General features: G+C 73.3%; 22 protein-coding genes. 8 read left to right on the top strand and 14 right to left on the bottom strand.

The features are described 5' to 3' along the window. Positions 1-9: 9 nt before the first annotated feature. The 8 genes from RFN52_RS22730 to RFN52_RS22695 all read right to left on the bottom strand — a co-directional run bounded on the left by RFN52_RS22730 (position 10) and on the right by RFN52_RS22695 (position 7,030). Complete coding sequence (locus RFN52_RS22730) at positions 10-447, bottom strand: BlaI/MecI/CopY family transcriptional regulator (RefSeq protein ID WP_229856691.1); 438 nt, start codon at positions 445-447, stop codon at positions 10-12. 182 nt (positions 448-629) lie between these two features. Continuing rightward, on the bottom strand, positions 630-818 hold the full coding sequence (locus tag RFN52_RS22725; RefSeq protein WP_184848506.1) for a hypothetical protein: 189 nt from the start codon (positions 816-818) through the stop codon (positions 630-632). 18 nt (positions 819-836) lie between these two features. Further along, entirely contained in the window at positions 837-1,493 is a 657-nt protein-coding gene (locus RFN52_RS22720) for a hypothetical protein (RefSeq protein WP_229856673.1), read from the bottom strand. 100 nt (positions 1,494-1,593) lie between these two features. After that, positions 1,594-2,391: a type III pantothenate kinase gene (locus tag RFN52_RS22715; protein WP_184848504.1), complete on the bottom strand. Its 798-nt coding sequence runs from the start codon at positions 2,389-2,391 to the stop codon at positions 1,594-1,596. A 16-nt stretch (positions 2,392-2,407) separates the two neighbouring features. Next, positions 2,408-3,382, bottom strand: a complete 975-nt coding sequence (gene nadC, locus RFN52_RS22710; protein ID WP_184848502.1) for a carboxylating nicotinate-nucleotide diphosphorylase — start codon at positions 3,380-3,382, stop codon at positions 2,408-2,410. A gap of 5 nt (positions 3,383-3,387) precedes the next feature. Then, positions 3,388-5,097 carry an L-aspartate oxidase gene (locus RFN52_RS22705; RefSeq protein ID WP_184848500.1) on the bottom strand — a complete coding sequence of 570 codons (1,710 nt, stop codon included), beginning with the start codon at positions 5,095-5,097 and terminating at the stop codon, positions 3,388-3,390. Then, positions 5,094-6,095, bottom strand: coding sequence for a pantoate--beta-alanine ligase (panC, locus tag RFN52_RS22700; protein WP_184848498.1), 1,002 nt, complete (start codon positions 6,093-6,095; stop codon positions 5,094-5,096). The genes RFN52_RS22705 and panC overlap by 4 nt, the downstream gene beginning before the upstream one ends. Beyond that, positions 6,092-7,030 (bottom strand): Rossmann-like and DUF2520 domain-containing protein, encoded by a 939-nt coding sequence (locus RFN52_RS22695; protein ID WP_184848495.1) that lies wholly within the window; start codon positions 7,028-7,030, stop codon positions 6,092-6,094. The genes panC and RFN52_RS22695 overlap by 4 nt, the downstream gene beginning before the upstream one ends. A 181-nt stretch (positions 7,031-7,211) precedes the next feature. Here RFN52_RS22695 and RFN52_RS22690 point away from each other — a divergent pair, with 181 nt between their 5' ends. Further along, positions 7,212-8,393: a threonine aldolase family protein gene (locus RFN52_RS22690; protein WP_184848493.1), complete on the top strand. Its 1,182-nt coding sequence runs from the start codon at positions 7,212-7,214 to the stop codon at positions 8,391-8,393. On the opposite strand, the gene RFN52_RS22685 is transcribed toward RFN52_RS22690, so the two are convergent. After that, positions 8,386-8,589, bottom strand: a complete 204-nt coding sequence (locus tag RFN52_RS22685) for a hypothetical protein (RefSeq protein WP_184848491.1) — start codon at positions 8,587-8,589, stop codon at positions 8,386-8,388. The two genes, RFN52_RS22690 and RFN52_RS22685, sit on opposite strands and share 8 nt — an antisense overlap. Positions 8,590-8,748: 159 nt before the next feature. On the opposite strand from RFN52_RS22685, the gene RFN52_RS22680 reads away from it, so the two are divergent. Then, complete coding sequence (locus RFN52_RS22680; protein ID WP_184848489.1) at positions 8,749-9,855, top strand: DUF5937 family protein; 1,107 nt, start codon at positions 8,749-8,751, stop codon at positions 9,853-9,855. A 23-nt stretch (positions 9,856-9,878) separates the two neighbouring features. Here the strand turns inward: RFN52_RS22680 and RFN52_RS22675 are convergent, their stop codons facing one another. Together RFN52_RS22675 and RFN52_RS22670 are read right to left on the bottom strand one after the other, a co-directional pair. Beyond that, the gene (locus tag RFN52_RS22675; protein ID WP_184848487.1) at positions 9,879-10,547 is read right to left on the bottom strand and encodes a response regulator; all 669 of its coding nucleotides are present in this window, start codon (positions 10,545-10,547) and stop codon (positions 9,879-9,881) included. A gap of 56 nt (positions 10,548-10,603) precedes the next feature. Beyond that, positions 10,604-11,797 (bottom strand): sensor histidine kinase, encoded by a 1,194-nt coding sequence (locus tag RFN52_RS22670; RefSeq protein WP_184848485.1) that lies wholly within the window; start codon positions 11,795-11,797, stop codon positions 10,604-10,606. A 118-nt stretch (positions 11,798-11,915) separates the two neighbouring features. On the opposite strand from RFN52_RS22670, the gene RFN52_RS22665 reads away from it, so the two are divergent. Continuing rightward, a complete protein-coding gene (locus tag RFN52_RS22665; protein ID WP_184848483.1) occupies positions 11,916-12,911 on the top strand; it encodes an SAM-dependent methyltransferase in 996 nt (331 codons plus the stop codon). A gap of 30 nt (positions 12,912-12,941) precedes the next feature. Here the strand turns inward: RFN52_RS22665 and RFN52_RS22660 are convergent, their stop codons facing one another. Continuing rightward, positions 12,942-14,093 (bottom strand): NADH-quinone oxidoreductase subunit D, encoded by a 1,152-nt coding sequence (locus RFN52_RS22660; protein WP_184848480.1) that lies wholly within the window; start codon positions 14,091-14,093, stop codon positions 12,942-12,944. 31 nt (positions 14,094-14,124) lie between these two features. Between RFN52_RS22660 and RFN52_RS22655 the strand changes: the two genes are divergently transcribed. Both RFN52_RS22655 and RFN52_RS22650 read left to right on the top strand, forming a co-directional pair. Continuing rightward, positions 14,125-14,655, top strand: coding sequence for a PH domain-containing protein (locus RFN52_RS22655; RefSeq protein WP_184848478.1), 531 nt, complete (start codon positions 14,125-14,127; stop codon positions 14,653-14,655). Continuing rightward, complete coding sequence (locus RFN52_RS22650; RefSeq protein ID WP_184848476.1) at positions 14,652-15,986, top strand: PH domain-containing protein; 1,335 nt, start codon at positions 14,652-14,654, stop codon at positions 15,984-15,986. The genes RFN52_RS22655 and RFN52_RS22650 overlap by 4 nt, the downstream gene beginning before the upstream one ends. A 59-nt stretch (positions 15,987-16,045) precedes the next feature. On the opposite strand, the gene RFN52_RS22645 is transcribed toward RFN52_RS22650, so the two are convergent. Continuing rightward, on the bottom strand, positions 16,046-17,311 hold the full coding sequence (locus RFN52_RS22645; protein WP_311241032.1) for a hypothetical protein: 1,266 nt from the start codon (positions 17,309-17,311) through the stop codon (positions 16,046-16,048). A gap of 158 nt (positions 17,312-17,469) precedes the next feature. Next, positions 17,470-18,606, bottom strand: coding sequence for an alpha/beta hydrolase (locus tag RFN52_RS22640; protein WP_184848473.1), 1,137 nt, complete (start codon positions 18,604-18,606; stop codon positions 17,470-17,472). A gap of 231 nt (positions 18,607-18,837) precedes the next feature. Here RFN52_RS22640 and RFN52_RS22635 point away from each other — a divergent pair, with 231 nt between their 5' ends. From RFN52_RS22635 to RFN52_RS22625, 3 genes are all read left to right on the top strand, one after another. Then, the gene (locus RFN52_RS22635) at positions 18,838-20,670 is read left to right on the top strand and encodes a phosphatidylglycerol lysyltransferase domain-containing protein (protein ID WP_184848471.1); all 1,833 of its coding nucleotides are present in this window, start codon (positions 18,838-18,840) and stop codon (positions 20,668-20,670) included. 70 nt (positions 20,671-20,740) lie between these two features. Further along, the gene (folP, locus tag RFN52_RS22630; RefSeq protein WP_184848469.1) at positions 20,741-21,622 is read left to right on the top strand and encodes a dihydropteroate synthase; all 882 of its coding nucleotides are present in this window, start codon (positions 20,741-20,743) and stop codon (positions 21,620-21,622) included. Further along, positions 21,619-22,125, top strand: coding sequence for a nuclear transport factor 2 family protein (locus RFN52_RS22625; protein ID WP_107460336.1), 507 nt, complete (start codon positions 21,619-21,621; stop codon positions 22,123-22,125). The genes folP and RFN52_RS22625 overlap by 4 nt, the downstream gene beginning before the upstream one ends. The last annotated feature ends 137 nt before the right edge of the window (positions 22,126-22,262 follow it).

Below are 22,262 nucleotides of genomic sequence, written 5' to 3'. Positions count from 1 at the left end.
GACCGGACGCTATCGCCCGCCGTCGCCCTGAGCGGAGGCGGGGTTCTCCGGCAGACCTTGTCGGGGTTCCGCTCGTTCGGCCCGTTCCGCGGATTCCGACGGTTCGGTCGGTTCTTGGGTTTCCGGGCCCTGGACGATGCGTACGGCATCGCTGAGCGACCGGCGCTGTTCCTCGCTCATCATGCCGAAGAAGGCGACGAGAGCGGCCGCGGGGTTGTCGCTCTGCGACCAGGCGTCGTTCATCAGGGCGGCCGCGTAGGCGGCGCGGGTGGAGACGGCCTCATATCGATAGGCACGGCCTTCAGCCTCGCGGCGCACCCAGCCCTTCTGATGGAGATTGTCCAAAACGGTCATCACGGTGGTGTACGCGATGGACCGCTCCTTCTGAAGATCTTCCAGGACTTCTCGAACGGTCACCGGGCGGTTCCACTTCCACACCCGCGACATGACCGCGTCTTCGAGTTCTCCCAATGGGCGAGGCACGCTCAGAACAATAGTGGGAGATCACGGTTATGGCGTGGCGGACGTGCGCTTCACCGGCGAACGGGAACAAAAAGGGCGTACGACTCGAAGTGCGGGCGCCGCGGGGGGCGGGTCCGCCGAGTCGTACGCCCTCGGAGGGAGTGGGGTCAGGCGTCGGCCTTCGGAGGTGTCGCGGTGGGCCGGCCGGCGCCCTCCATGCGCGCGAGGGCGGCGTCCACGGCCGCGTCCTCCTTGGCCTTGTTGGCGCCGCCCTGTGTCTTCACGATCACCCGGATCACGCCGATGAAGAAGACGGCCATGACGGCCGGGGGCAGGAGCGCGGAGACGTAGTCCATGGATCCAGGGTAGCCACGTCAGCCCGCGGCGAGCTGCTGGGGGTTGGCCGGGGGCGGCGGTGCCGGCTTGCGGCGCGGGAAGACCTCGCCCGGGGTGGGGATCGGACGGGAGGGCTTCGGGGTGCCCGGGGCGGGGGCCGGGGCGGGCTTGGGCGCCGGCGGCTTGCGTACGGGCTTCTTCTCGGGCTGTTTCTCCGGGCCGTCCCCCGCGGAGTCGCCGCCGGAGGCGCAGCGGCCCCCGGGGAGCGCCAGCAGGCGGGTGCGGGAGCCGGGGACGGTGGCCGCGGGGAGAGGGGCGGCGGTGAGGGGGGCGACCGTGCAGCGGTCCAGGAGGGCCGCTGCGGCGGGGTTGCCGCGCAGGGCGCGCAGGGCGGCGAGGTCGTCGGGCAGGGGGCGGTAACCGGCATCCAGCGCCTCGTCCAGGAGTGCGAGGTAGCCGGCGGCGGTGCCGGGGAGGGCGGCGCGGTACCGGCCCAGGTCGGCCACGAGGAAGGCGCGCAGCCTGGCTCCTTCCCGCAGCGCCTCGTCGAGCGACTCTGCGAGACGGAGACAGTCCTGGACGTCGTCGGCCGAGGCAGGGGCGGGGTGGAGGGCAAGGGCGAGAGCGCGGCGGAGCACACGCAGCTCCTCCGCGCCGAACGCCAGACCGCCGCGGGATCCGTATGGCGTGGGCATGCGGCGACGATACGCGCTAATCAGACAAATCTCGCATAGGGGGCGGGTGTGGCGTGGGGGACCACTCGTCCCGCCCAGAGCCCCGCCCGCCCCCGGCACCTCACATGCGCGACACGTTCCGCTCGTAGACCAGCCGCAGGCCGATCAGCGTCAGCCACGGTTCGTGCTCGTCGATCACCGACGACTCGCCCAGGACCATCGGCGCCAGCCCGCCCGTCGCGATCACGGTGACGTCGTCGGCGTCCTGTGACAGCTCGCGGGCCATGCGGCTGACCACGCCGTCGACCTGGCCGGCGAAGCCGTAGATGATGCCCGACTGCATCGCCTCGACCGTGTTCTTGCCGATGACGCTGCGCGGCCGGGCCACCTCGATCTTGCGGAGCTGGGCGCCGCGCACGCCGAGGGCCTCGACGGAGATCTCGATGCCGGGGGCGATGACCCCGCCGACGTACTCGCCGCGCGCGCTGACCGCGTCGAACGTCGTCGCCGTGCCGAAGTCGACGACGATCGCGGGACCGCCGTAGAGCTCGACGGCGGCGACCGCGTTGATGATGCGGTCCGCGCCGACCTCCTTGGGGTTGTCGGTCAGGATCGGGACGCCCGTCTTGACGCCCGGTTCGACGAGGACCGCCGGGACGTCGCCGTAGTAGCGGCGCGTCACCTCGCGGAGTTCGTGCAGGACCGAGGGGACGGTGGCGCAGATGGCGATGCCGTCGATGCCGTCGCCCAGTTCGTCGCCGAGGAGCGGGTGCATGCCCATCAGGCCCTGGAGGAGGACCGCCAGCTCGTCGGCCGTGCGGCGGGCGTCGGTGGAGATGCGCCAGTGTTCGACGATCTCGTCGCCGTCGAACAGTCCGAGCACGGTGTGGGTGTTTCCTACGTCGATCGTCAGCAGCATGGCCCGTACCCGCTCCCTACTCCGCCGGCCGCAGGTCGAGGCCGATGTCCAGGATCGGCGAGGAGTGGGTGAGGGCCCCGACGGCCAGGTAGTCGACGCCGGTGTCCGCGTAGGCCTTGGCATTGTCGAGGGTGAGGCGGCCCGATGCCTCCAGAGCGGCGCGGCCCTGGACGATCGCGACCGCCTCCGCGCACTCGCCCGGCGTGAAGTTGTCCAGCAGGATCAGATCGGCGCCGGCGTCCAGGACCTCGCGGAGCTGGTCCAGGGTGTCGACCTCGACCTCGATGGGGACGTCGGGGAAGCGCTCGCGGACCGCCTGGAAGGCCTGGGCTACACCGCCCGCCGCGACCACGTGGTTGTCCTTGACCAGCGCCGCGTCCGAGAGGGACATGCGGTGGTTGACGCCGCCGCCGCAGCGGACCGCGTACTTCTCCAGGGAGCGCAGGCCCGGCGTGGTCTTGCGGGTGTCGCGGACCTTGGCCTTGGTGCCGTCCAGGACGTCCGCCCACGCGCGCGTGGCCGTAGCGACGCCCGACAGGCGGCACAGGATGTTCAGCGCGCTGCGCTCGGCGGTGAGGAGGTCGCGGGTGCGGGTGGTGACGGAGAGGAGCTTCTGTCCCGCCTCGACGCGGTCGCCGTCCTCGGCGTGGCGCTCGATCTCCAGCTCCTCCTGGCAGACCACCGAGACGACCGCCTCGGCGACGCGCAGCCCGGCCACGGTGCCGGCCTCGCGGGCGGTGAAGTCGGCCGTGGCCACCGCGTCCTCGGGGATGGTCGCCACCGTCGTCACGTCCACGCCGTGGGCCAGGTCCTCCTGGAGGGCGACGTTGGCGATGTCCTCGACCTCGACGGGGTCGAGGCCGGCGTCGGCCAGGAGCTGGGCGAGTGCGGGGTCCAGGCCGCACTCCAGGTATACCTCGTCGTCCGCGCCGCAGGCGCAGCCGTCTGAGCAGCCTCCGGAGGAGGCGAGGGGAAGGTCGGGGGTGCTCACGTCGGTCACTGCTCCTGGGGGGCCTGGGGCGGGAAGGTCGTCGGGGGGAAGTCTGTGGTGTCCGTGGTGTGCACGGCCAGCGTGCGGTCCGGGTTCAGGGTCACGACGATGTGCCGGCGCCAGGCGCTGTCGTCGCGCTCGGGGCGGTCCTCGCGCCAGTGGCAGCCCCGGGTCTCCTCGCGCAGCAGGGCGGCGGCGACCAGGACGCGGGCCACGCACAGGAGGTTGGTGGCCTCCCAGGTGTCGACGCCGGCCTCGGCCGTCTTGCCGTTCTCGGCGAGGGCCTCCCGGGCGTCGGTGTGCAGGCGCTGGAGCTGGTCGGCGGCCTTGGTGAGGGAGCCCGCCGAGCGCAGGACGCCCGCCCCGGCCGTCATGATCCGCTGGATCGTGAAGCGGGCTTCGGGGGTCTGCAGGGGGTGCTCGGGGATCTCCGGGTGCGGGAGCGGCTGGGGCACGCGCGCGTGCAGTCCGTTCGCGGCGATGTCGTCCGCGATGCGCTCGGCGTAGACGAGGCCTTCGAGCAGGGAGTTGGACGCCAGGCGGTTGGCGCCGTGCACGCCGGTGCAGGCCACCTCGCCGCACGCGTACAGCCCGGGGACGGTCGTCCGGCCGTGGGAGTCGGTGCGGACGCCGCCGGAGGCGTAGTGCGCGGCCGGGGCCACGGGGACGGGGGCGGTGACCGGGTCGATGCCGTGGGCACGGCAGGCGGCCAGGATCGTCGGGAAGCGGTGCTCCCACATCTCGGCGCCGAAGTGCCGGGCGTCGAGGTACATGTGCTCGGCGTCCTGCTCCAGCATGCGGCGCGTGATGCCCTTGGCGACGATGTCCCGGGGGGCGAGTTCGGCGAGTTCGTGCTGTCCGACCATGAAGCGCACGCCGTCGGCGTCGATCAGGTGGGCGCCCTCGCCGCGCACGGCCTCGGAGACCAGGGGCTGCTGGCCCTCCGCGTCCGCGCCGAGGAACAGCACGGTCGGGTGGAACTGGACGAACTCCAGGTCGCTGACCTCCGCGCCGGCCCGCAGCGCGAGCGCCACGCCGTCGCCCGTCGACACCGACGGGTTGGTGGTGGCGGAGAAGACCTGGCCCATGCCGCCGGTCGCGAGGACCACCGCGGGGGCGTGGACGGCCCCCACCCCGTCGTGCTGGCCCTCCCCCATGACGTGCAGGGTGACACCGGCGGTGCGGCCCTCGGCGTCCGTGAGGAGGTCCAGGACGAGCGCGTTCTCGACGGTGCGCATGCCCCGCGCGCGGACGGCCTCGACCAGGGCGCGGGAGATCTCGGCGCCGGTGGCGTCGCCGCCGGCGTGGGCGATGCGGCGGCGGTGGTGGCCGCCCTCGCGGGTCAGCGCCAGCTCGCCTTCGGACTCGTCGAACCGGGCGCCGGTCTCGATGAGGCGTCGTACGGCGTCGGGGCCCTCGGTGACGAGGAGGCGGACCGCTTCCTCGTCGCACAGGCCCGCGCCCGCGACCAGGGTGTCGTCGAGGTGCTGCTCGGGGGTGTCGCCCTCGCCGAGGGCCGCGGCGATGCCGCCCTGGGCCCAGCGGGTGGAGCCGTCGTCGAGACGGGCCTTGGTGACGACGACCGTGCGCAGGCCGGCGGCCTCGCAGCGCAGGGCCGCGGTCAGCCCGGCGACGCCGGAGCCGACGACGACCACGTCCGCGGCGATGGACCACCCTGCGGCGGGCGCGTGCAGTCGTATGCCTGTGGTGGTCACGAGGCGGCTCCGAAGCTTCCGAAGGTGAGGGGGATGTTGTCGATCAGCCGGGTCGCCCCGACCCGGGCGGCGACGGCGAGGACCGCGTCGCCCGTGAAGTCGTCCCCGATCTCCGTGAAGTCGGACGGGTCGACCAGGGCGAGGTAGTCCAGCGCGAGCGGCGGGTCGAGGCGCGCGGCCTCGTCGAGGACCTGGCGGGCGGCGGCGCGCACGGCCGCCGGGCCGCCCGGGACGGCCGTCGCCACGGCGTGCGTGTCGGCCGCCGCGCGGGACTCCCCTATGGCGCTGAGCGCCTCGGCACGCGCGCGCGTGGCGGGCACTTCGCGGGCCCGGGCCAGCAGCGCCTCCTGCGCGGCGTGCCGGTCCTGGCCCGCGAACAGGGCCCCGGACAGGGCGAGGGCGGTGCGCCGCTCGGCGGCCGACAGGTAGCGGTTGCGGCTGGACAGGGCCAGGCCGTCCTCCTCGCGGACGGTGGGCACGCCGACGATCTCCACGCCGAAGTTCAGGTCCCGCACCATGCGGCGGATCAGCGCGAGCTGCTGGGCGTCCTTCTGGCCGTACAGGGCGAGGTCGGGACGGGTGAGGTGCAGGAGTTTGGCGACGACGGTGAGCATGCCGTCGAAGTGGCCGGGCCGGGAGGAGCCCTCCAGGCGCTCGCCCATGGGGCCGGCGGTGATGCGGACCTCGGGCTCGCCGCCGGGGTAGACCTCGTCCACGGAGGGCGCGAACACGACGTCCGCGCCCGACTGTCCGGCGAGCTCGATGTCGGCGTCCAAGGTCCGCGGGTAGCGGTCGAGGTCCTCGCCCTTGCCGAACTGGAGCGGGTTGACGAAGACGGTGACGACGACCTCGCCGTCCGGCCCGGCGATGCCGCGCGCGGTGCGGATCAGTGTGGCGTGGCCCTCGTGCAGCGCGCCCATGGTCATCACCACGGCGCGGCGGCCCGCACGCGCGCGTGCGTGCAGTTCGCCGGCGGTGCGCAGCAGGGTGGTGGTCATCGGGCGTCCCCTTCGGTGCCGTCGGTGCCGTCGGTCCCGTGGGCGAGTACCCCGAGGAGGTCCTCGGCGAGTTCCGGCTTCAGCAGGCCGTGGGCCAGGGCCCGGTCGGCGGTCGCGCGGGCCATCGCCAGGTAGCCGTCGACGGTCTGCGGGGCGTGCCGGCGCAGCTCCGTGACGTGCGCGGCGACCGTGCCCGCGTCCCCGCGCGCGACCGGGCCGGTCAGGGCCGCGTCGCCGGAGCGCAGGGCGTTGTCCAGAGCCGCGCCGAGCAGCGGGCCGAGCATCCGGTCCGGGGCCGAGACGCCGGCGGCGCTCAGCAGCTCCATGGACTGGGCGACCAGCGTGACCAGGTGGTTGGCGCCCAGGGCGAGGGCCGCGTGGTAGAGCGGCCGGTTCTCCTCGGCGATCCACTCCGGCTCACCGCCCATCTCGATGACCAGGGCCTCGGCGGCCAGCCGCAGCTCCTCGGGCGCGGTGACGCCGAAGGAGCAGCCGGCCAGGCGCTGGACGTCCACGGGCGTGCCCGTGAAGGTCATCGCGGGGTGCAGGGCGAGCGGCAGGGCGCCCGCGCGCAGGGCGGGGTCGAGGACCCGCGTGCCGTAGCGCCCGGAGGTGTGGACGAGGAGCTGGCCCGGCCGGACGGACCCGGTGTCGGCGAGGCCGGTGACCAGGCCGGGCAGCGCGTCGTCGGGAACGGTCAGCAGCACCAGGTCGGACCGCTGGAGCACCTCGGCGGGCGGCATCACCGGCACGTCGGGCAGCAGTTGCCCGGCGCGGCGCCGGGAGGCCTCCGAGACGGCGGAGACGGCGACCGGGCGGTGCCCGGCGAGTTGCAGGGACGCCGCCAGCGCGGGACCCACGCGGCCGGCGCCGACGACGCCGACGGTGAGCCGCGCGGGGCGGTCCTTGGGGTCTGGCTGTGGGGTTGTGTTCACTCGACGGCGGCCTTCCCGTTCCAGTCCGCTCCGGGTACCGGACGATTTCTCGTCATGTTAACGCGATCGGTTCGGGGGGCGTTCGGCCGTCCACAGGCTGTGCATGCCGGTGCGGCGTCCCCGGAAGGGCGTTCGGAAATGCGGATGCCGTGCCGCACGCGCGCGAGGGAGGATCCGGGGCATGACGGAGACAGCGCAGCGAGACGAACAGGCGGCGGAAGAGGACCGGGGCGCGGGGCTGCGGGAACGGCGGCTGGCCGCCCATCGCTCGGCCCGGCGCGTGTTCGCGCGCTTCGGCTTCCACCGGACCCTCCGGGAGCGTCTGGCGGTGCTGGCGGAGGCGGACGGCGTCCACGACCTGGACCAGCTGTCCGACGTGTACGGCGACGGCGTCGTCGAGGCGCTGGAGACGAAGGTCGCGGGGCTGCTCGGCACCGAGGCCGCCGCGTTCTTCCCGACGGGCACGATGGCCCAGCAGGTGGCCCTGCGCTGCTGGGCGGGCCGCACCGGGAACCCGGCCGTCGCCCTGCACGCGCTCAGCCATCCCGAGGTGCACGAGCGGAACGCGTTCAGCGAGGTCGGGGGCCTGCGCACGCTGCGGCTGACGAGCGAGCCGCGGCTTCCGACAGCGGCCGAGGTACGCGACTTCGAGGAGCCCTTCGGGGCGCTGATGCTGGAACTGCCCCTCAGGGACGCCGGTTTCGTGCTGCCCGCCTGGGAGGAGCTCACCGAGGTCGTGCAGGCCGCGCGGGACCGGGACGCGGTGGTGCACTTCGACGGGGCCCGCCTCTGGGAGTCCACCGTCCACTTCGGCCGGCCCCTGGAGGAGATCGCGGGCCTGGCCGACAGCGTCTACGTGTCGTTCTACAAGTCCCTCGAAGCGTTCGGCGGCGCGGCGCTCGCGGGCCCCGGGGAGCTCGTCGAGGAGGCGAAGGCCTGGCGGCACCGGTACGGCGGGATGGTCTTCCAGCAGTTCCCGACGGTGCTGTCGGCGCTGGTCGGGCTGGACCGGGAGCTGCCCCGGCTGCCGGAGTACGTGCTCCACGCGCGCGTGGTGGCAGCCGCCCTGCGCGAGGGGTTCGCGGCGGCCGGGGTGCCGTGGGCGCGCGTGCACCCGGAGGTGCCGCACACCCACGACTTCCAGGTGTGGCTGCCGTACGAGCCGGACGTCCTCGGGGAGGTGGCGGTGCGGACGGCCGAGGAGACGGGGGTCATGCTCTTCGGCAGCGCCTGGGACCGGGGCGGGCCCGGGCTGGCGCTGACGGAGGTGCACCTGCGGGCCGCCGGGATGGAGTGGACCGCCGAGGAAGTGAAGGCGGCGGTGGCGGAGTTCGTGGCCCGGCTGCCGGAGCAGGTCAGCTAGGGCGCCGCCGCCACCGGCCCAGGACGTCCCGGAGCCCGTGGCGGGCCGGGCGGCCTGAGAGGACCGCACGGAACCGCCGTTCGTCGCACCGCTCCCGTACGACCCGCCGGTCGTGCGTGCCCGGGGCGGGCGGGACGGGCTCGCCCAGGGAGCGGGCGCGGTAGGCGTCGAGGAGGTGCTGCTGCGTGATGCTCATGGTGAATCGCCTCTGCGGGACGGGGTGATGGAGGTCCGAAGGCTCCGCGGCTGCCCCGGTGGTCCCACCGTGCGCCCGCGCCGCGCGTGGCGTCGCGTCGATTGACGAGGCCCGTCAATCGGCGGGGGCGTTGTCAGTGGCCGGGTGCACCATGAGGGCATGAGCGTGCACATCGACATCGCGGGGCTGCGGCCGGAGGAGGTCGCCGTCGTGCCCTCGCCCCTGGCCGAGCTCGGCATGGCGCTGCACGCGCTGTCCGAACCGGCTCACCACCCGGGCCTGCAGGGCTGGGTGACGGCCGTGACGGCCCGGCTCGACCCGCATCTGGCCGACCGCATGTGCGAGGCGGACTTCCTGTGGCGGACGACGTTCTCGGACCTGTTCCTGCCCTGGGCGGGCCTGCCGGACCGGCACGCGCTGCCGGGCGCCGGCCTCGCCGAGGAGCTGGACCAGCTCGACAAGCTGTCCGACGAGCAGTTCGTGGACGCGGCGCTGGAGTTCACCTGTGGCACCTGCTACGGCGAGAGCGAACCGACGACGCTGTCCGACCCGGAGACGCGCCGCAGGGCGCTGGACCTGGCCGCCGCTCGCGGACCGCGGCAACTGCGCTTCGGGGAACGGCTGCTGGCCGACCCGCCCCGGATCCGGGCCTGGCTGCGGCAGTTTCTCCGGGACTGCGACGAGGCGTTCTTCGCGGAGGCCTGGTCCCGGCTGCGCCACCAGCTCGCGGCGGACGCCCGGCACAAGACGGACCTGCTACGGCGCAAGGGCCTGGCCGAGGCGCTGGCCGCGGTGTCCCCGGCGATCACGCTCGACGAGGAGGCCGCCCACATCACGGTCGACAAGCTGGGCGACGGCCGTACGGCCACGGGCGACGGCGGCCTGCTGCTCGTCCCGACCAGCCTCGGCTGGCCCCATCTGATGGTCCTGCACCGGTACGGCTGGCAGCCGGTGCTGCACTACCCGGTCGGCTCCCCGGAGCTCGCCGCACCGCAGACACTGGAGCAGCTGGCCATGCGGATGGCCGCGCTGTCCCACCCGGTCCGGATGCGCATGTGCCGCCATCTGGCCCGCAGCGCGCACACCACCAGCGAGCTGGCGCAGGTGCACGGCATGACGGCCCCGGAGATATCCCGGCACCTGGCCGTGCTGAAGAAGGCGGGCCTGATCACCACCCGCCGCCGCGGCCGCTACGTCCTGCACCAGCTGGACGTGACGGTGGTGGCCCGGCTCGGCAGCGAGTTCCTGGAGGGGATCCTCAGGTAGCCGGCGGGTGGCCGGCCCGCGGGTCAGCCGTGTCCGCCGGCGCGCACCAGCCCCGTCTCGTAGGCCAGCACCACGACCTGCACCCGGTCCCGGAGCCCGAGCTTGGTGAGGATGCGGCCCACGTGCGTCTTCACCGTCGCCTCCGACAGCACCAGCCGCGCCGCGATCTCGCCGTTGGACAGGCCCTGCGCGACCAGCACCATGACCTCGCGCTCCCGCCCGGTGAGCCGCTCCAGTTCCTTGTGCTGGGGCTGCTCGGTGCCGGGCAGCATCGGTGCGAAGCGGTCCAGCAGGCGCCGGGTGGTGGAGGGCGCCACGACCGCGTCACCGCTGTGCACGGCCCTGATCGCGGCCAGGAGCTCCGCCGGGGGCACGTCCTTGAGCATGAAGCCGGAGGCCCCCGCCTTCAGCCCGGAGAAGGCGTACTCGTCGAGGTCGAAGGTGGTCAGGATGAGCACCTTCGGCGGGTCGGTGTCGGCGCAGATCCGGCGGGTCGTCTCCACCCCGTCGAGCTTCGGCATCCGGACGTCCATCAGCACCACGTCGACCTCGGTCGTCCGCAGTTCCTGGAGGGCCTCGACGCCGTCGCCCGCCTCCGCCACGACCTCCATGTCCGGCTGGGCGGCGAGCACCATCCGGAACCCGGTGCGCAGCAGCACCTGGTCGTCGACGAGCATCACGCGGATCGTCATCGGGCCTCTTCCCTATCGGGGTCGTTACAGGTGTCAGTGAGGGGCGTGCGTCGGCGTCAGTGCGCGGGTTTGAGCGGCAGCAGGGCACTGATGCGGAATCCTCCGCCCGGGCGCGGGCCCGCGTCCAGGGTGCCGCCGACCATACCGACCCGCTCGCGCATGCCGATCAGACCGTGGCCCTGGCCGTCGAACCCGCCCTCCTCGTACAGCTCGTGCGGGGCGCCCTTGCCGTCGTCCTCGACGAGCAGGCCGAGGCCGTCGTCGAAGTAGACCAGGCGGACGCTCGCGCCCGCGTTCGGTCCGCCGTGCTTGCGGGTGTTGGTCAGCGCCTCCTGCACGATGCGGTAGGCGGTGAGCTCCACGCCGCTGGGCAGCGGGCGGGCCGTGCCCTCGACCTTGAAGTCGACGGGCAGTCCGGAGGTGCGGCACTGCTCGACGAGGTCCTCGATCTGCTCCACGTCGGGCTGCGGCACGTACTCGCCGGCCTCCTGGTGCTCGCCGGTGCGCAGCACGCCGAGCAGGCGGCGCATCTCGGCGAGGGCCTGGCGGCCGGTGGAGGAGATCGTCTCCAGGGCCTTCTTGGCCTGGTCGGGCGCGGCGTCGAGGACGTAGGCGGCGCCGTCCGCCTGGACCACCATGACCGAGACGTTGTGCGCGACGACGTCGTGCAATTCGCGGGCGATCCGGGCCCGTTCGGCGGCGACGGCGACCTTGGACTGCGCCTCGCGCTCCTTCTCCAGGCGGGCGGCCCGCTCCTCCAGCTGCGCGAAGTAGGCGCGCCGGGTGCGGATGGAGTCGCCGAGCACCCAGGCGAGGGCGAAGGGAACGGTCTGGAGGACCGCCAGGGCGATGTCGCCCGCGACCCCCGTCTGCTCGTTCGACCAGCGCAGCTGCGCCAGGGGGGCCGCGCACAGGCCGGCGACCAGCGCGAAGCGGGAGGCCCAGCGGGAGCCTTCCACCGCGACCGTGTAGACGATCACCAGCATGGCGAAGTCGGCGGGCAGGATCGCGACGTCGGTGACCAGCTGCGCCACGCCCACCGCGGCCGCCAGCAGCAGCATCTTCTCCGGCATCCGGCGGCGCAGCGCGACCACGAGGCTCAGCAGCAGCGTGATCGGAAGGACGGCGGCCCACGGGCCGATCCGCTCGCCCGCCGCCCCGCCCAGCACCGAAATCCCGAGGAGGACCACGGCCCAGAAGCCGTCGACCCACATCGGGTGCCTGCGGAGGAAGTCATAGAGGCGCTGCACGTAACCCAGCGTAGGGAAGCGCGATAGGTGCAGGGGTCAACCGGAGGACCGATCCGCACCGGGCGCACGTACTCCGCAAGGTGGAGTTGCGTTCGTTGTGTCCGCATAGCCTGGCCCGGTGACGGCAAGGACGAGGCAAGAGTGGCGTGAGTGGCGCGGGTGGCGTGCGGCGGCGCAGGACGCCCTGTACGCGCCGGGGGGCTTCTACCGGCGCGCGGAGGGACCGGCCGGGCATTTCCGGACGTCCGTGCACGCGTCGCCGCTGTTCGCCGGGGCCGTGGCACGGCTGCTGTGCCGGGTCGACGAGGCGCTGGGGCGGCCCGCGGCGCTGGACTTCGTCGACATGGGGGCCGGACGGGGCGAGCTGACGGGCGGGGTGCTGGCCGCGCTGCCCGCGGGCGTCGCGGCCCGCACGCGCGCGTACGCCGTCGACATCGCCGAGCGGCCGACGGGGCTCGATCACCGGATCGAGTGGCTGGCCGAGCCCCCGCGGGGGACGACGGGGCTGCTGTTCGCCAACGAGTGGCTGGACAACGTGACCGTGGAGGTCGCGGAGGTGGACGCCGCGGGGGTCGCGCGGCTGGTGCTGGTCCGGGAGGACGGGACCGAGCGGCTCGGCGAGCCGGTGGACGGGGACCCGGCGCGGTGGCTGGAGCGGTGGTGGCCGCTGCCGGGCGAGGAGGGGCTGCGGGCCGAGATCGGCCTGTCCCGGGACGAGGCGTGGGCCGCGGCGGTCGCGACGCTCGGGCGGGGGCTCGCCGTCGCCGTGGACTACGCGCACACGGTGGACACCCGGCCGCCGTTCGGGACGCTGACCGGCTTCCGCGGGGGCCGCGAGACGACACCGGTACCGGACGGCTCCTGCGACATCACCGCACACGTCGCCCTGGACGCCTGCGCGCTGCCCGGCGGGCGCGTGCTCCCCCAGCGCGAGGCGCTGCGCACCCTGGGCGTGACCGGCGCGCGCCCCCCGCTCACGCTGGCCTCCACCGACCCCGCCGCCTATGTACGCGCCCTCGCGGGCGCCGGTGAGGCCGCCGAGCTCACCGCGGCGGGCGGGCTGGGCGATTTCGGCTGGCTGGTGCAGCCCGTCGGCGTCGAGGACCCCTTCTAGGCACCTTCCAGGCGCCACTTGTTCCAGGCGCTACTTGTCGATGTCCCCGACCACGAAGAACATCGACCCCAGGATCGCCACCATGTCCGCGACCAGCGTCCCCGGCAGCAGCTCCGTCAGCGCCTGGATGTTGTTGTACGACGCCGAGCGCAGCTTCAGCCGGTACGGGGTCTTCTCGCCCTTGCTGACGAGGTAGTAGCCGTTGATGCCGAGGGGGTTCTCGGTCCACGCGTACGTGTGGCCCTCGGGTGCCTTGAGGACCTTCGGGAGCCGCTGGTTGACCGGCCCGGGCGGCAGCTCGGCAAGCCGGTCGAGGCAGGCGTCGGCCAGGTCCAGCGCGTTGTGCGTCTGCTCCAGGAGGCACTCGAAGCGGGCGAGGCAGTCGCCCTCCCGCCGGGTGACCACCTTCAGCGTGTCCTGGAGGTCGCCGTAGGCGAGGTACGGCTCGTCGCGGCGCAGGTCGAAGTCGACGCCCGAGGCGCGGCCGATCGGCCCGCTGACCCCGTAGGCGTGCACGGCCTCCGGGGTGAGGACACCGACGTTCCTCGTGCGGCCGCGGAAGATCTCGTTGCCGAGCACCAGGTCGTCGAAGCGGTCCATGCGGGAGCGCACGTCGGCGACGGCAGTGCGCGCGCGGGTGGTCCACCCGGCCGGCAGGTCCTCCTTGAGGCCGCCCACCCGGTTGAACATGTAGTGCATCCGCCCGCCGGAGATCTCCTCCATGACGTGCTGGAGCTCCTCGCGCTCCCGGAAGGCGTAGAAGATCGGGGTGATCCCGCCGAGTTCCAGCGGGTACGAGCCGAGGAACATCAGGTGGTTGAGCACCCGGTTCAGCTCGGCGAGCAGCGTGCGCAGCCACACCGCCCGCTCGGGGACCTCCATGCCGAGCATCCGCTCCACGGCGAGGACCACGCCCAGCTCGTTGGAGAACGCCGACAGCCAGTCGTGGCGGTTGGCGAGCATGATGATCTGGCGGTAGTCGCGCGCCTCGAACAGCTTCTCCGCGCCGCGGTGCATGTAGCCGATCACCGGCTCCGCGTGCCTGATGCGCTCGCCGTCCAGGACGAGCTTCAGCCGCAGCACGCCATGGGTGGACGGGTGTTGCGGCCCGATGTTGAGCACCATGTCGGTGCTCTCCGCGGCGCCGCCGATTCCGACCATGGTCTCCGTCGTAGGAGTCATGGACACAGTCTCCCCTACGTACGCTGGCCCCATGGATACGGGGAGTCCGCAGGACACGGGACCGGACGTGGCGCAGGGCACGGTCGAGGCGGCCGGGGGCGAGCCGGTGTGGATCGCGCTGCCGCCCGGCCTGCTGAAGATGCGCCGGCTGCTGCTGGTGGTGTGGCTCGGGCTGATCACCCTGGCCGCCGGGCTGGTGCCGGGGCTGCTGGCCGGGCCCGCCTGGGCCGCCTTCGCGCTGCCGCCGCTGGCGCTGCTGGTCTGGGGCTGGGTGATGACCGAGCGCAACTGGCGTTCCTGGCGGTACGCCGAGCGGGCCGACGACCTGCTGATCAGCCGGGGCGTGCTGTGGCGCGAGGAGACGGTCGTGCCGTACGGGCGGATGCAGCTGGTCGAGGTCACCTCCGGGCCCGTCGAGCGGCACTTCGGGCTGGCCAGCGTGCAGCTGCACACGGCCGCCGCGGCCACCGACGCGACCATCCCCGGCCTGGACCCGGCCGAGGCGGAGCGGCTGCGCGACCGGCTCACCGAGCTGGGCGAAGCCCGGTCGGCGGGACTGTGACGGCGCCCGGGGCCGCCGAGGCCTCCGAGGTCGCCGCCGAGGTGACCGAGCGGCGGCTGCACCCCGTCACCCCGCTGCGCCGCGCCTGGGCACCGGTCGCCGTGCTGATCGGCTGGGCCGTGCACGACCCCGACGGGACGCAGCGCCATCTGACCCGGCTGACGACGACCACCCTGCTGATCGGGCTCGCCGTGCTCGTTCCGGCCGCCGCCCTCTACGGCTTCTGCTCCTGGTGGTTCACGCACTTCGCGGTGACCGAGACCGAACTGCGCATCCGTACCGGGCTGGTCTTCCGGCGCACCGCGCACATCCGGCTGGAGCGGATCCAGGCCGTCGACGTCACCCAGCCGCTGCTGGCCCGGGTCGCGGGCGTCGCCAAGCTGAAACTCGACGTCATAGGCACAGACAAGAAGGACGAACTGGCCTTCCTCGGTGCGGACGAGGCGCGGACGCTGCGGGCCGAACTGCTCGCCCGGGCGGCCGGTTTCGCACCCGAGACCGCGCACGAGGTCGGTGAGGCCCCGTCCCGGCAGCTGCTGCGGGTGCCGCCCCGTGTGCTGGCCCTGTCGCTGGTGCTGACGGGCGCGACCTGGATGTCGCTGGCCGCGGCGCTCGTCGTCCCGCCGGTGCTGTGGCTGCTCACCCACAGCCTGTGGACGGTCCTCGCGGTCGCCCTGCCGCTGCTGGGCACGGCGGGCGCGAGCAGCGTCGGACGGTTCGTCGCCGAGTACGACTGGACGCTGGGCGAGTCGCCCGACGGGCTGCGGATCGACCACGGGCTGCTGGACCGGTCCCACGAGACGGTGCCGCCGGGACGGGTCCAGACCGTACGGATCGTGGAACCGCTGCTGTGGCGGCGGCGCGGCTGGGTGCGCGTGGAACTGGACGTGGCGGGCTCGTCCAACTCCGTGCTGGTGCCGGTCGCCCCGCGCGAGATCGCCGAGGACGTCGTCGCGCGCGTGCTGCCCGGGGTGAGCGTGCCGGGCCCCGCGGACCTGTCACCGGCGCCGCGCGGCGCCCGCTGGTGCGTGCCGCTGTGGTGGCGCGGGTACGGACTCGCCGTCACGGACGCGGTGTTCGCGTCCCGGTCCGGGCTGCTGCGGCGGAGCCTGGCGCTGGTGCCGCACGCCAAGGTGCAGAGCGTACGGATGACACAGGGGCCGTGGGAGCGGGCCCGGGGTGTCGCCGACGTGTGTGTGGACACGGGCGCGAACAAGACCGTGCGGGCCCGGCTGCGGGACGCGGCCGAGGCGCGCGAGCTGCTGGCGGCCCAGGCGGAACGGTCCCGCACGGGGCGCCGGGACGCGCGGCCGGACCGCTGGATGGCATGACCGCGCACATGCGCGGGGCCCCTCGGCCGTAGCCGAGGGGCCCCGCGTCGGAAGAAGCATCAGGACACCGCGCTGCGCAGCCCCTGGACGTCGATCTGCTCCGTCTCGTCGTGCGCCGTCAGGTCGATGACCTGGCCGATGCCGCGCGACTCCTCGTCGGCCGGCTTGTAACGGGCCTCGGTCTCGGCCTTGTGCAGGGCGAGCGCCTCCTGTCCGACGACATCGGCGAGGTCCTCGTTCTGCACGGCCTCCAGGGCCGCTCGCGAGGTGCCCGCCTTCGTGCCGAAGAAGTCGAACCCGCCGCCGGCCTGCGGACGCCGCACCGGCGACTGCGGCGGGACGGCCACGGCGGTCGGCACGGTGTAGTGGCCGGAGCGCCGGCCCGCGGGCTGCTCGGCCCGCACGGGCTCCGGGAGCCGGCCGGTCCCGTCGCCCGGCGCGGCAGCCCCGTCGCCCGGCGCGGACGTCTCGGCGGTCGGCACGGACGTCTCGGCGGTCGTGCGCTCGTGCCCGTCGTCCGTCTCGGACTGCGGCTGCGCCTCGTCCTGCGGCGCCTGCTCGCGCTGCTCCGCCCGCTCCTGCTCCGCCCGCTCCTGCTCCGGCTGTTCCTGCTGCGACTGCTCCTGCTCCTGCTCCTGCTCCTGCTCCTGCTCCTGCTCCTGCTCCTGTGCGAACTCCGCGTCCTCGCCCTTCGGTACGCCGTCGCCGTCGCCGCCGCCGTCCGGGTCCGGGACCGTCTCGCCGTCGAACCGGGCGAGTGCGGCCGCGGCCCGCAGGAACAGCCGGGAACCCTCGGGCGAGAACACGGCGGGAACCGCGCTCTCCTCCTCCACGGCGAGAGCGGCGGACGTCCCGTCCGCGTCCGGCGCGGTGTCCGACGCACCTGCCGGCAGCGCGGCCCGTACCGGAGCCGTCGCCTCTATCTCGAGCATCCGGCGGTCTTCGAGGACGCTCGCGCGTTCGGTCTCCGACGTGGCGTACCGGCGCAGCAGCGCGGCGTGTTCGTTGCGCAGACCGGCCAGTTCCGTGCGCTTGGCGCGCAGCCGCTGCTCCAGCTTCGCCCGCAGCTCGCGCGACTCGTCCAGGTCGGCCTCCAGTTCGGCGACACGCTCCTCGAAGCGCCACTCGTCGCTCGCACGCGCGCGCGTGAGGTCGGCGACGCGCTTGCCCGCCTGGGTGTCCCAACGGCGCAGCACGACCGCGCCGATGACCGCCGTCGCCGCAGCGGCCGCGGCCAGACCGCGGAGCACCATCGGCTCCGTGAACACCCAGGGGCCCAACGCGCAGACGAGGGAGACGCCTGCGATCGCCGACGGGGGCAGCATCCTGTGAAGGGGCGGGGAATGGCGGTGACGTCCACGTGGCATGGCCAGAAACTTACCGCGCGTAGGCGAATCATGGTGACCCACCCCGCAAAAACAAAACCACACCGAAACGTTCACACGGCACCAGAACGAGGGAAGAACCGGAATCGGCCGCCCACTCAATTCCCAAGATCATTTCCACGCCCGGTCAGCCGCCCGCTCATCCACTCCAGCGCCGCCGGAATCTCGCGCCGCCAGGTGTTGAAGTTGTGCCCGCCGCTTTCCAGGACGATCGACGAGATCCGCGTCCGCCCGGTGCCCTTCACCCGCTCTATGAACCTCAGCGTGTCCCGGTAGTTGGTCTCGCCCCGCTTGCTGCTGCTGACCAGCAGGGACGTGTCGGGAGCGGGCATGTGCGCGAGGTACCACCACAGATCGGCGCGATTGCGCAGCGCCTTGTCGCCCTGGAAGAGATCGCCCGTCGTGGCGTCGATCGGCGCCTTGTAGTAAGCCGACAAGCCCGCCCCGGCGGCGTACACATCGGGATGGTGCAGCGCGATCTTCAAGGCGCAGTAGCCACCCGTGGAGTTGCCGATGATGCCCAGACCGCCCGCCTTTTCGGCAACCCTGTAGTGCGAGCGCAACGCGTCGGGGAGGTCCTTCGCGAAGAACGACTCGGTCTGCGGACCGCCCGGGATGTCGACGCACTCCGTGTCCCGGGGCGGCGCCACCGTGGGCCGCAGCATCACCAGGATCATCGGCTCCGCCCGGCCGTCCCGGGCCAGTTCCAGAGCCGTACGCGGATAGTGGAGCTTCTCCACCAGCGCCGACGCCGTACCCGGATAGCCGGTCAGCACGACGGCCGCCGGGAACCTGTGGGTGCGGTACCGCGACTGGAAGTACTCCGGCGGCAGATAGACGTACGCGGGCGTGGCGATCCGCGTCGTACGGCCCACGATCTCGACCTTCTGGACCCGGCCGCCGGCCCGGGGCAGCGCACCGCCCGCCCCCGGCACCGGGCGCGAGCCGACCACCTCCAGCGGACCGCCGCCCGGCGTGTGGTCGACGACCACGCCCTGGTCCTTCTCCTGCCCGAACAGGTCCGCCCAGCTCGCGTAGAAGCCGAAGGCCTGGTTGGCGGCGAGGCCCACCGCGGCGAACAGCGCCAGCTGCGTGCCCAGCAGCAGGCCGATACGCCCGCCCACGGCACGCCAACTGCGCCGGGCCAGCCGTGGCCACAGCCAGACCGTGCCGGCGAACAGCAGCACCGCGGACAGCACCGCCAGCACCAGCACCTTGTTGCTCGTCAGACCCATGCGTTGGTTACCTGTCCGCACTCTCTGTCCGGCCGCCCCGCGAACACACCTTCGCAAGGGCTTGTCCCGGACTTTCCTCTGCCTTTGACACGGCTTTGACGTGGAGAGTGAACCTCTCCCCACGAGACACCGTCCTAGAGGGCGCAATGTCGCCGGATGCCCGAATCGGTACCGGATCCAAGGTCTCTCGCAGAACTACGGGATGCGATGTCTGTCAGGACAGATGAGGAAATGTCGGGCGAGGTTCCGAGCCGCACCAGCGGCACGGACCGCCCGGGCCGGGTGAGCCGGATACTGCGCGGGCCACGCCCCGAAGCCGTCCCCGTCCTCGTCGGCAGAGCCTGCGCCCTGGTGGGCGTCCTGGACGTCGGCGCGGGCGTCTTCCCTCGCTTCCGGCACAGCCGGATGCACGCCATCGCCGAGGTCCTGCCCGGCGCGCTCGGCCCCTTCGCCGCCGCCCTGTCCCTCAGCACCGGCGTGCTGTTGCTGCTGCTCGCCCACGGCCTCAAGCGCGGCAAGCGCCGGGCCTGGCGGGCCGCCGTGGCGCTCCTGCCCGCCGGTGCCATCGCCCAGTTCACCTACCGGCACTCGCTCGTGGGCATGCTGATCTCCCTGGCGCTGCTGGCACCCCTGCTGCGGCACCGGGACCAGTTCAACGCCCTGCCCGACCCGCGCAGCCGCTGGCGGGCTCTTGCCAACTTCGTTCTCATGAGCGCCGGTTCGCTCCTGCTCGGGCTGCTCATCGTCAGCGTCCACAGCGAGCGCATCGTCGGCGACCCCAGCCTCGCCGACCGCATCACCCACGTCATCTACGGCCTGTTCGGCTTCGAGGGCCCGGTCGACTACCAGGGCAACACCTCCTGGACCGTCGCCTTTTCCCTCGGCGCCCTCGGCCTGCTCACCGCCGTCACCACCATCTACCTGGCCTTCCGCCCCGAACACCCCGCCGCACGGCTCACCGAGGAGGACGAGGCCCGGCTGCGCGCCCTGCTCGACAAGCACGGGCGCCGCGACTCCCTCGGCCACTTCGCCCTGCGCCGCGACAAGGCCGTCGTCTTCTCCCCCAGCGGCAAGGCCGCCGTCACCTACCGCGTCGTCTCCGGCGTGATGCTCGCCAGCGGCGACCCGATCGGCGACGTCGAGGCCTGGCCCGGCGCCATCGAACGGTTCATGGACGAGGCCAAGGCCCACTCCTGGACCCCCGCCGTCATGGGCTGCTCCGAGACCGGCGGCGAGGTGTGGACCCGCGAGACCGGGCTCGACGCCCTCGAACTGGGCGACGAGGCGGTGGTGGACGTCGCGGATTTCTCCCTCTCCGGCCGCGCGATGCGCAACGTGCGTCAGATGGTCAAGCGCATCGAGCGCGCCGGTTACGAAACCCGGGTACGACGTGTCCGTGACCTCGGCGAAGCCGAACTGGAGCGCATCCGCCAGGCCGCCGACCACTGGCGCGGCACCGACACCGAACGCGGCTTCTCCATGGCCCTGGGCCGCGTCGGCGACCCCGCCGACGGCGACTGCCTCATCGCCACCGCCCACAAGCAGGACGACCACCCCGGCCCCTACGGCGACCTGAAGGCGATCCTGCACTTCGTGCCCTGGGGCACCGACGGCGTCTCCCTGGACCTGATGCGCCGCGACCGCTCGGCCGACCCCGGCATGAACGAACTGCTCATCGTGGCCGCCCTCCAGGCCGCCCCCAAGCTGGGCATCGCACGTGTCTCCCTCAACTTCGCCATGTTCCGTGCCGCCCTCGCCCGCGGCGAGAAGATCGGCGCCGGTCCCGTGCTGCGCGCCTGGCGCGGACTGCTGGTCTTCCTCTCCCGCTGGTTCCAGATCGAGTCCCTGTACAAGTTCAACGCCAAGTTCCAGCCGCGCTGGGAGCCGCGCTTCGTCGTCTACCGCGCCTCCGCCGACCTGCCCCGCATCGGATTCGCCGCCATGCAGGCCGAGGGCTTCGTCACCCTCGCCCTGCCCCTGCCGCGCTTCCTGCGCCGACGACGCCCGGCCGCCCACCGCCCGTGCGCCCACGGCACCGCGGAACGAGGTGTCCGGGCCGCCTAGGAGGCTTCCCGCGGGGCCGTCGCCCGGGCCGCAGCGCCTGACGGCCCCCGCCGGGGCCTACGCTGAACATATGAGCAACCAGAGCGGACGCGGGCGCGTGGCGGGCCTACCGGAACGGGACCGCTGCGCGGTCATGGGAGTCGTGAACGTCACCCCCGACTCCTTCTCCGACGGCGGCCGCTTCTTCGACACCACGGCCGCCGTCAAGCGCGGCCTCGACCTGGTCACCGAGGGCGCCGACCTGGTCGACGTCGGCGGGGAGTCCACCCGCCCCGGAGCCACCCGGGTCGACGAAGCGGAGGAACTGCGCCGCGTCGTCCCCGTCGTGCGCGGCCTGGCCTCCGAAGGCGTCACGGTCTCCGTCGACACCATGCGCGCCTCCGTCGCCGAACGGGCCCTCGCGGCCGGCGCCGCCCTCGTCAACGACGTCAGCGGCGGCCTCGCCGACCCCCGCATGATCCCGGCCGTCGCCGACGCCGGAGCCCCCTTCGTCGTCATGCACTGGCGCGGCTTCCTCCAGGGCGGCAACGTCAGGGGCGAGTACACCGACGTCGTCACCGAAGTCGTCGACGAACTGCACGCGCGCGTGGAGGCCGTCCTCGCCGGAGGCATCGCCCCCGACCGCGTCATCGTCGACCCCGGCCTCGGCTTCTCCAAGGACGCCGAGCACGACCTCGCCCTCCTCGCCGGCCTCGACCGCGTCCTCGCCCTCGGCCACCCCCTGCTCGTGGCCGCCTCCCGCAAACGCTTCCTCGGCCGGATCCTCGCCGGCCCCGACGGCCCGCCGCCGCCCGCACGCGAACGCGACGCGGCCACCGCCGCCGTCTCCGCACTCGCCGCGCACGCCGGCGCCTGGGCCGTCCGCGTCCACGAGGTCCGCGCCACGGCCGACGCGGTCCGCGTCGCCCGCGCCATCGCGGGAGCGCGCACCGGCACAGAAGGAACCCGGTGAGCGCCCCGCACACCGACGTCGAGCAGGTCGAGGCCGCCAACACCGCCTTCTACGAGGCGCTGGAACAGGGCGACTTCGAGGAACTGGCGTCGCTCTGGCTCACCCCGTCCGACCTGGGCGTCGACGAGAGCTACCACGACCCGGCCGACACCGGCGTGGTCTCCTGCGTGCATCCCGGCTGGCCCGTGCTCACCGGCCGCGGCGAGGTCCTCCGGTCGTACGCGCTGATCATGGCGAACACCGACTACATCCAGTTCTTCCTCACCGACGTGCACGTCTCCGTCACCGGCGACACCGCCCTGGTCAACTGCACCGAGAACATCCTCAGCGGCGGCCCCGCCCCCGAGGGCGCCGGCGAGGAGCTCGGCCCGCTCGTCGGACAGCTCGTGGTCGCCACCAACGTGTTCCGGCGCACGCCCTTGGGGTGGAAACTCTGGTCGCACCACGCTTCCCCCGTCCTGGCAGAAACCGACGAGGACGAGCAGGACGACACCCCCGCCTGAGTGGGTAGGCGGCATGAAGTGGTTGGAATCACGGACGCCCGGGTAGGGGCGGCTACCAACCCGTGTACCGGCGGATTCCCCAGGGGAAACGCCGGATGAATCCTGCCGGGCCCGGCCAAAGCCCCCACCCACGGCCC

It is taken from the genome of Streptomyces collinus (genome assembly GCF_031348265.1).
In the GTDB taxonomy this organism is placed as follows: Bacteria; Actinomycetota; Actinomycetes; order Streptomycetales; family Streptomycetaceae; genus Streptomyces; species Streptomyces collinus.
Note: the sequence above shows the minus strand (reverse complement) of the source record. Positions and strands in the feature narration are given on the sequence as shown.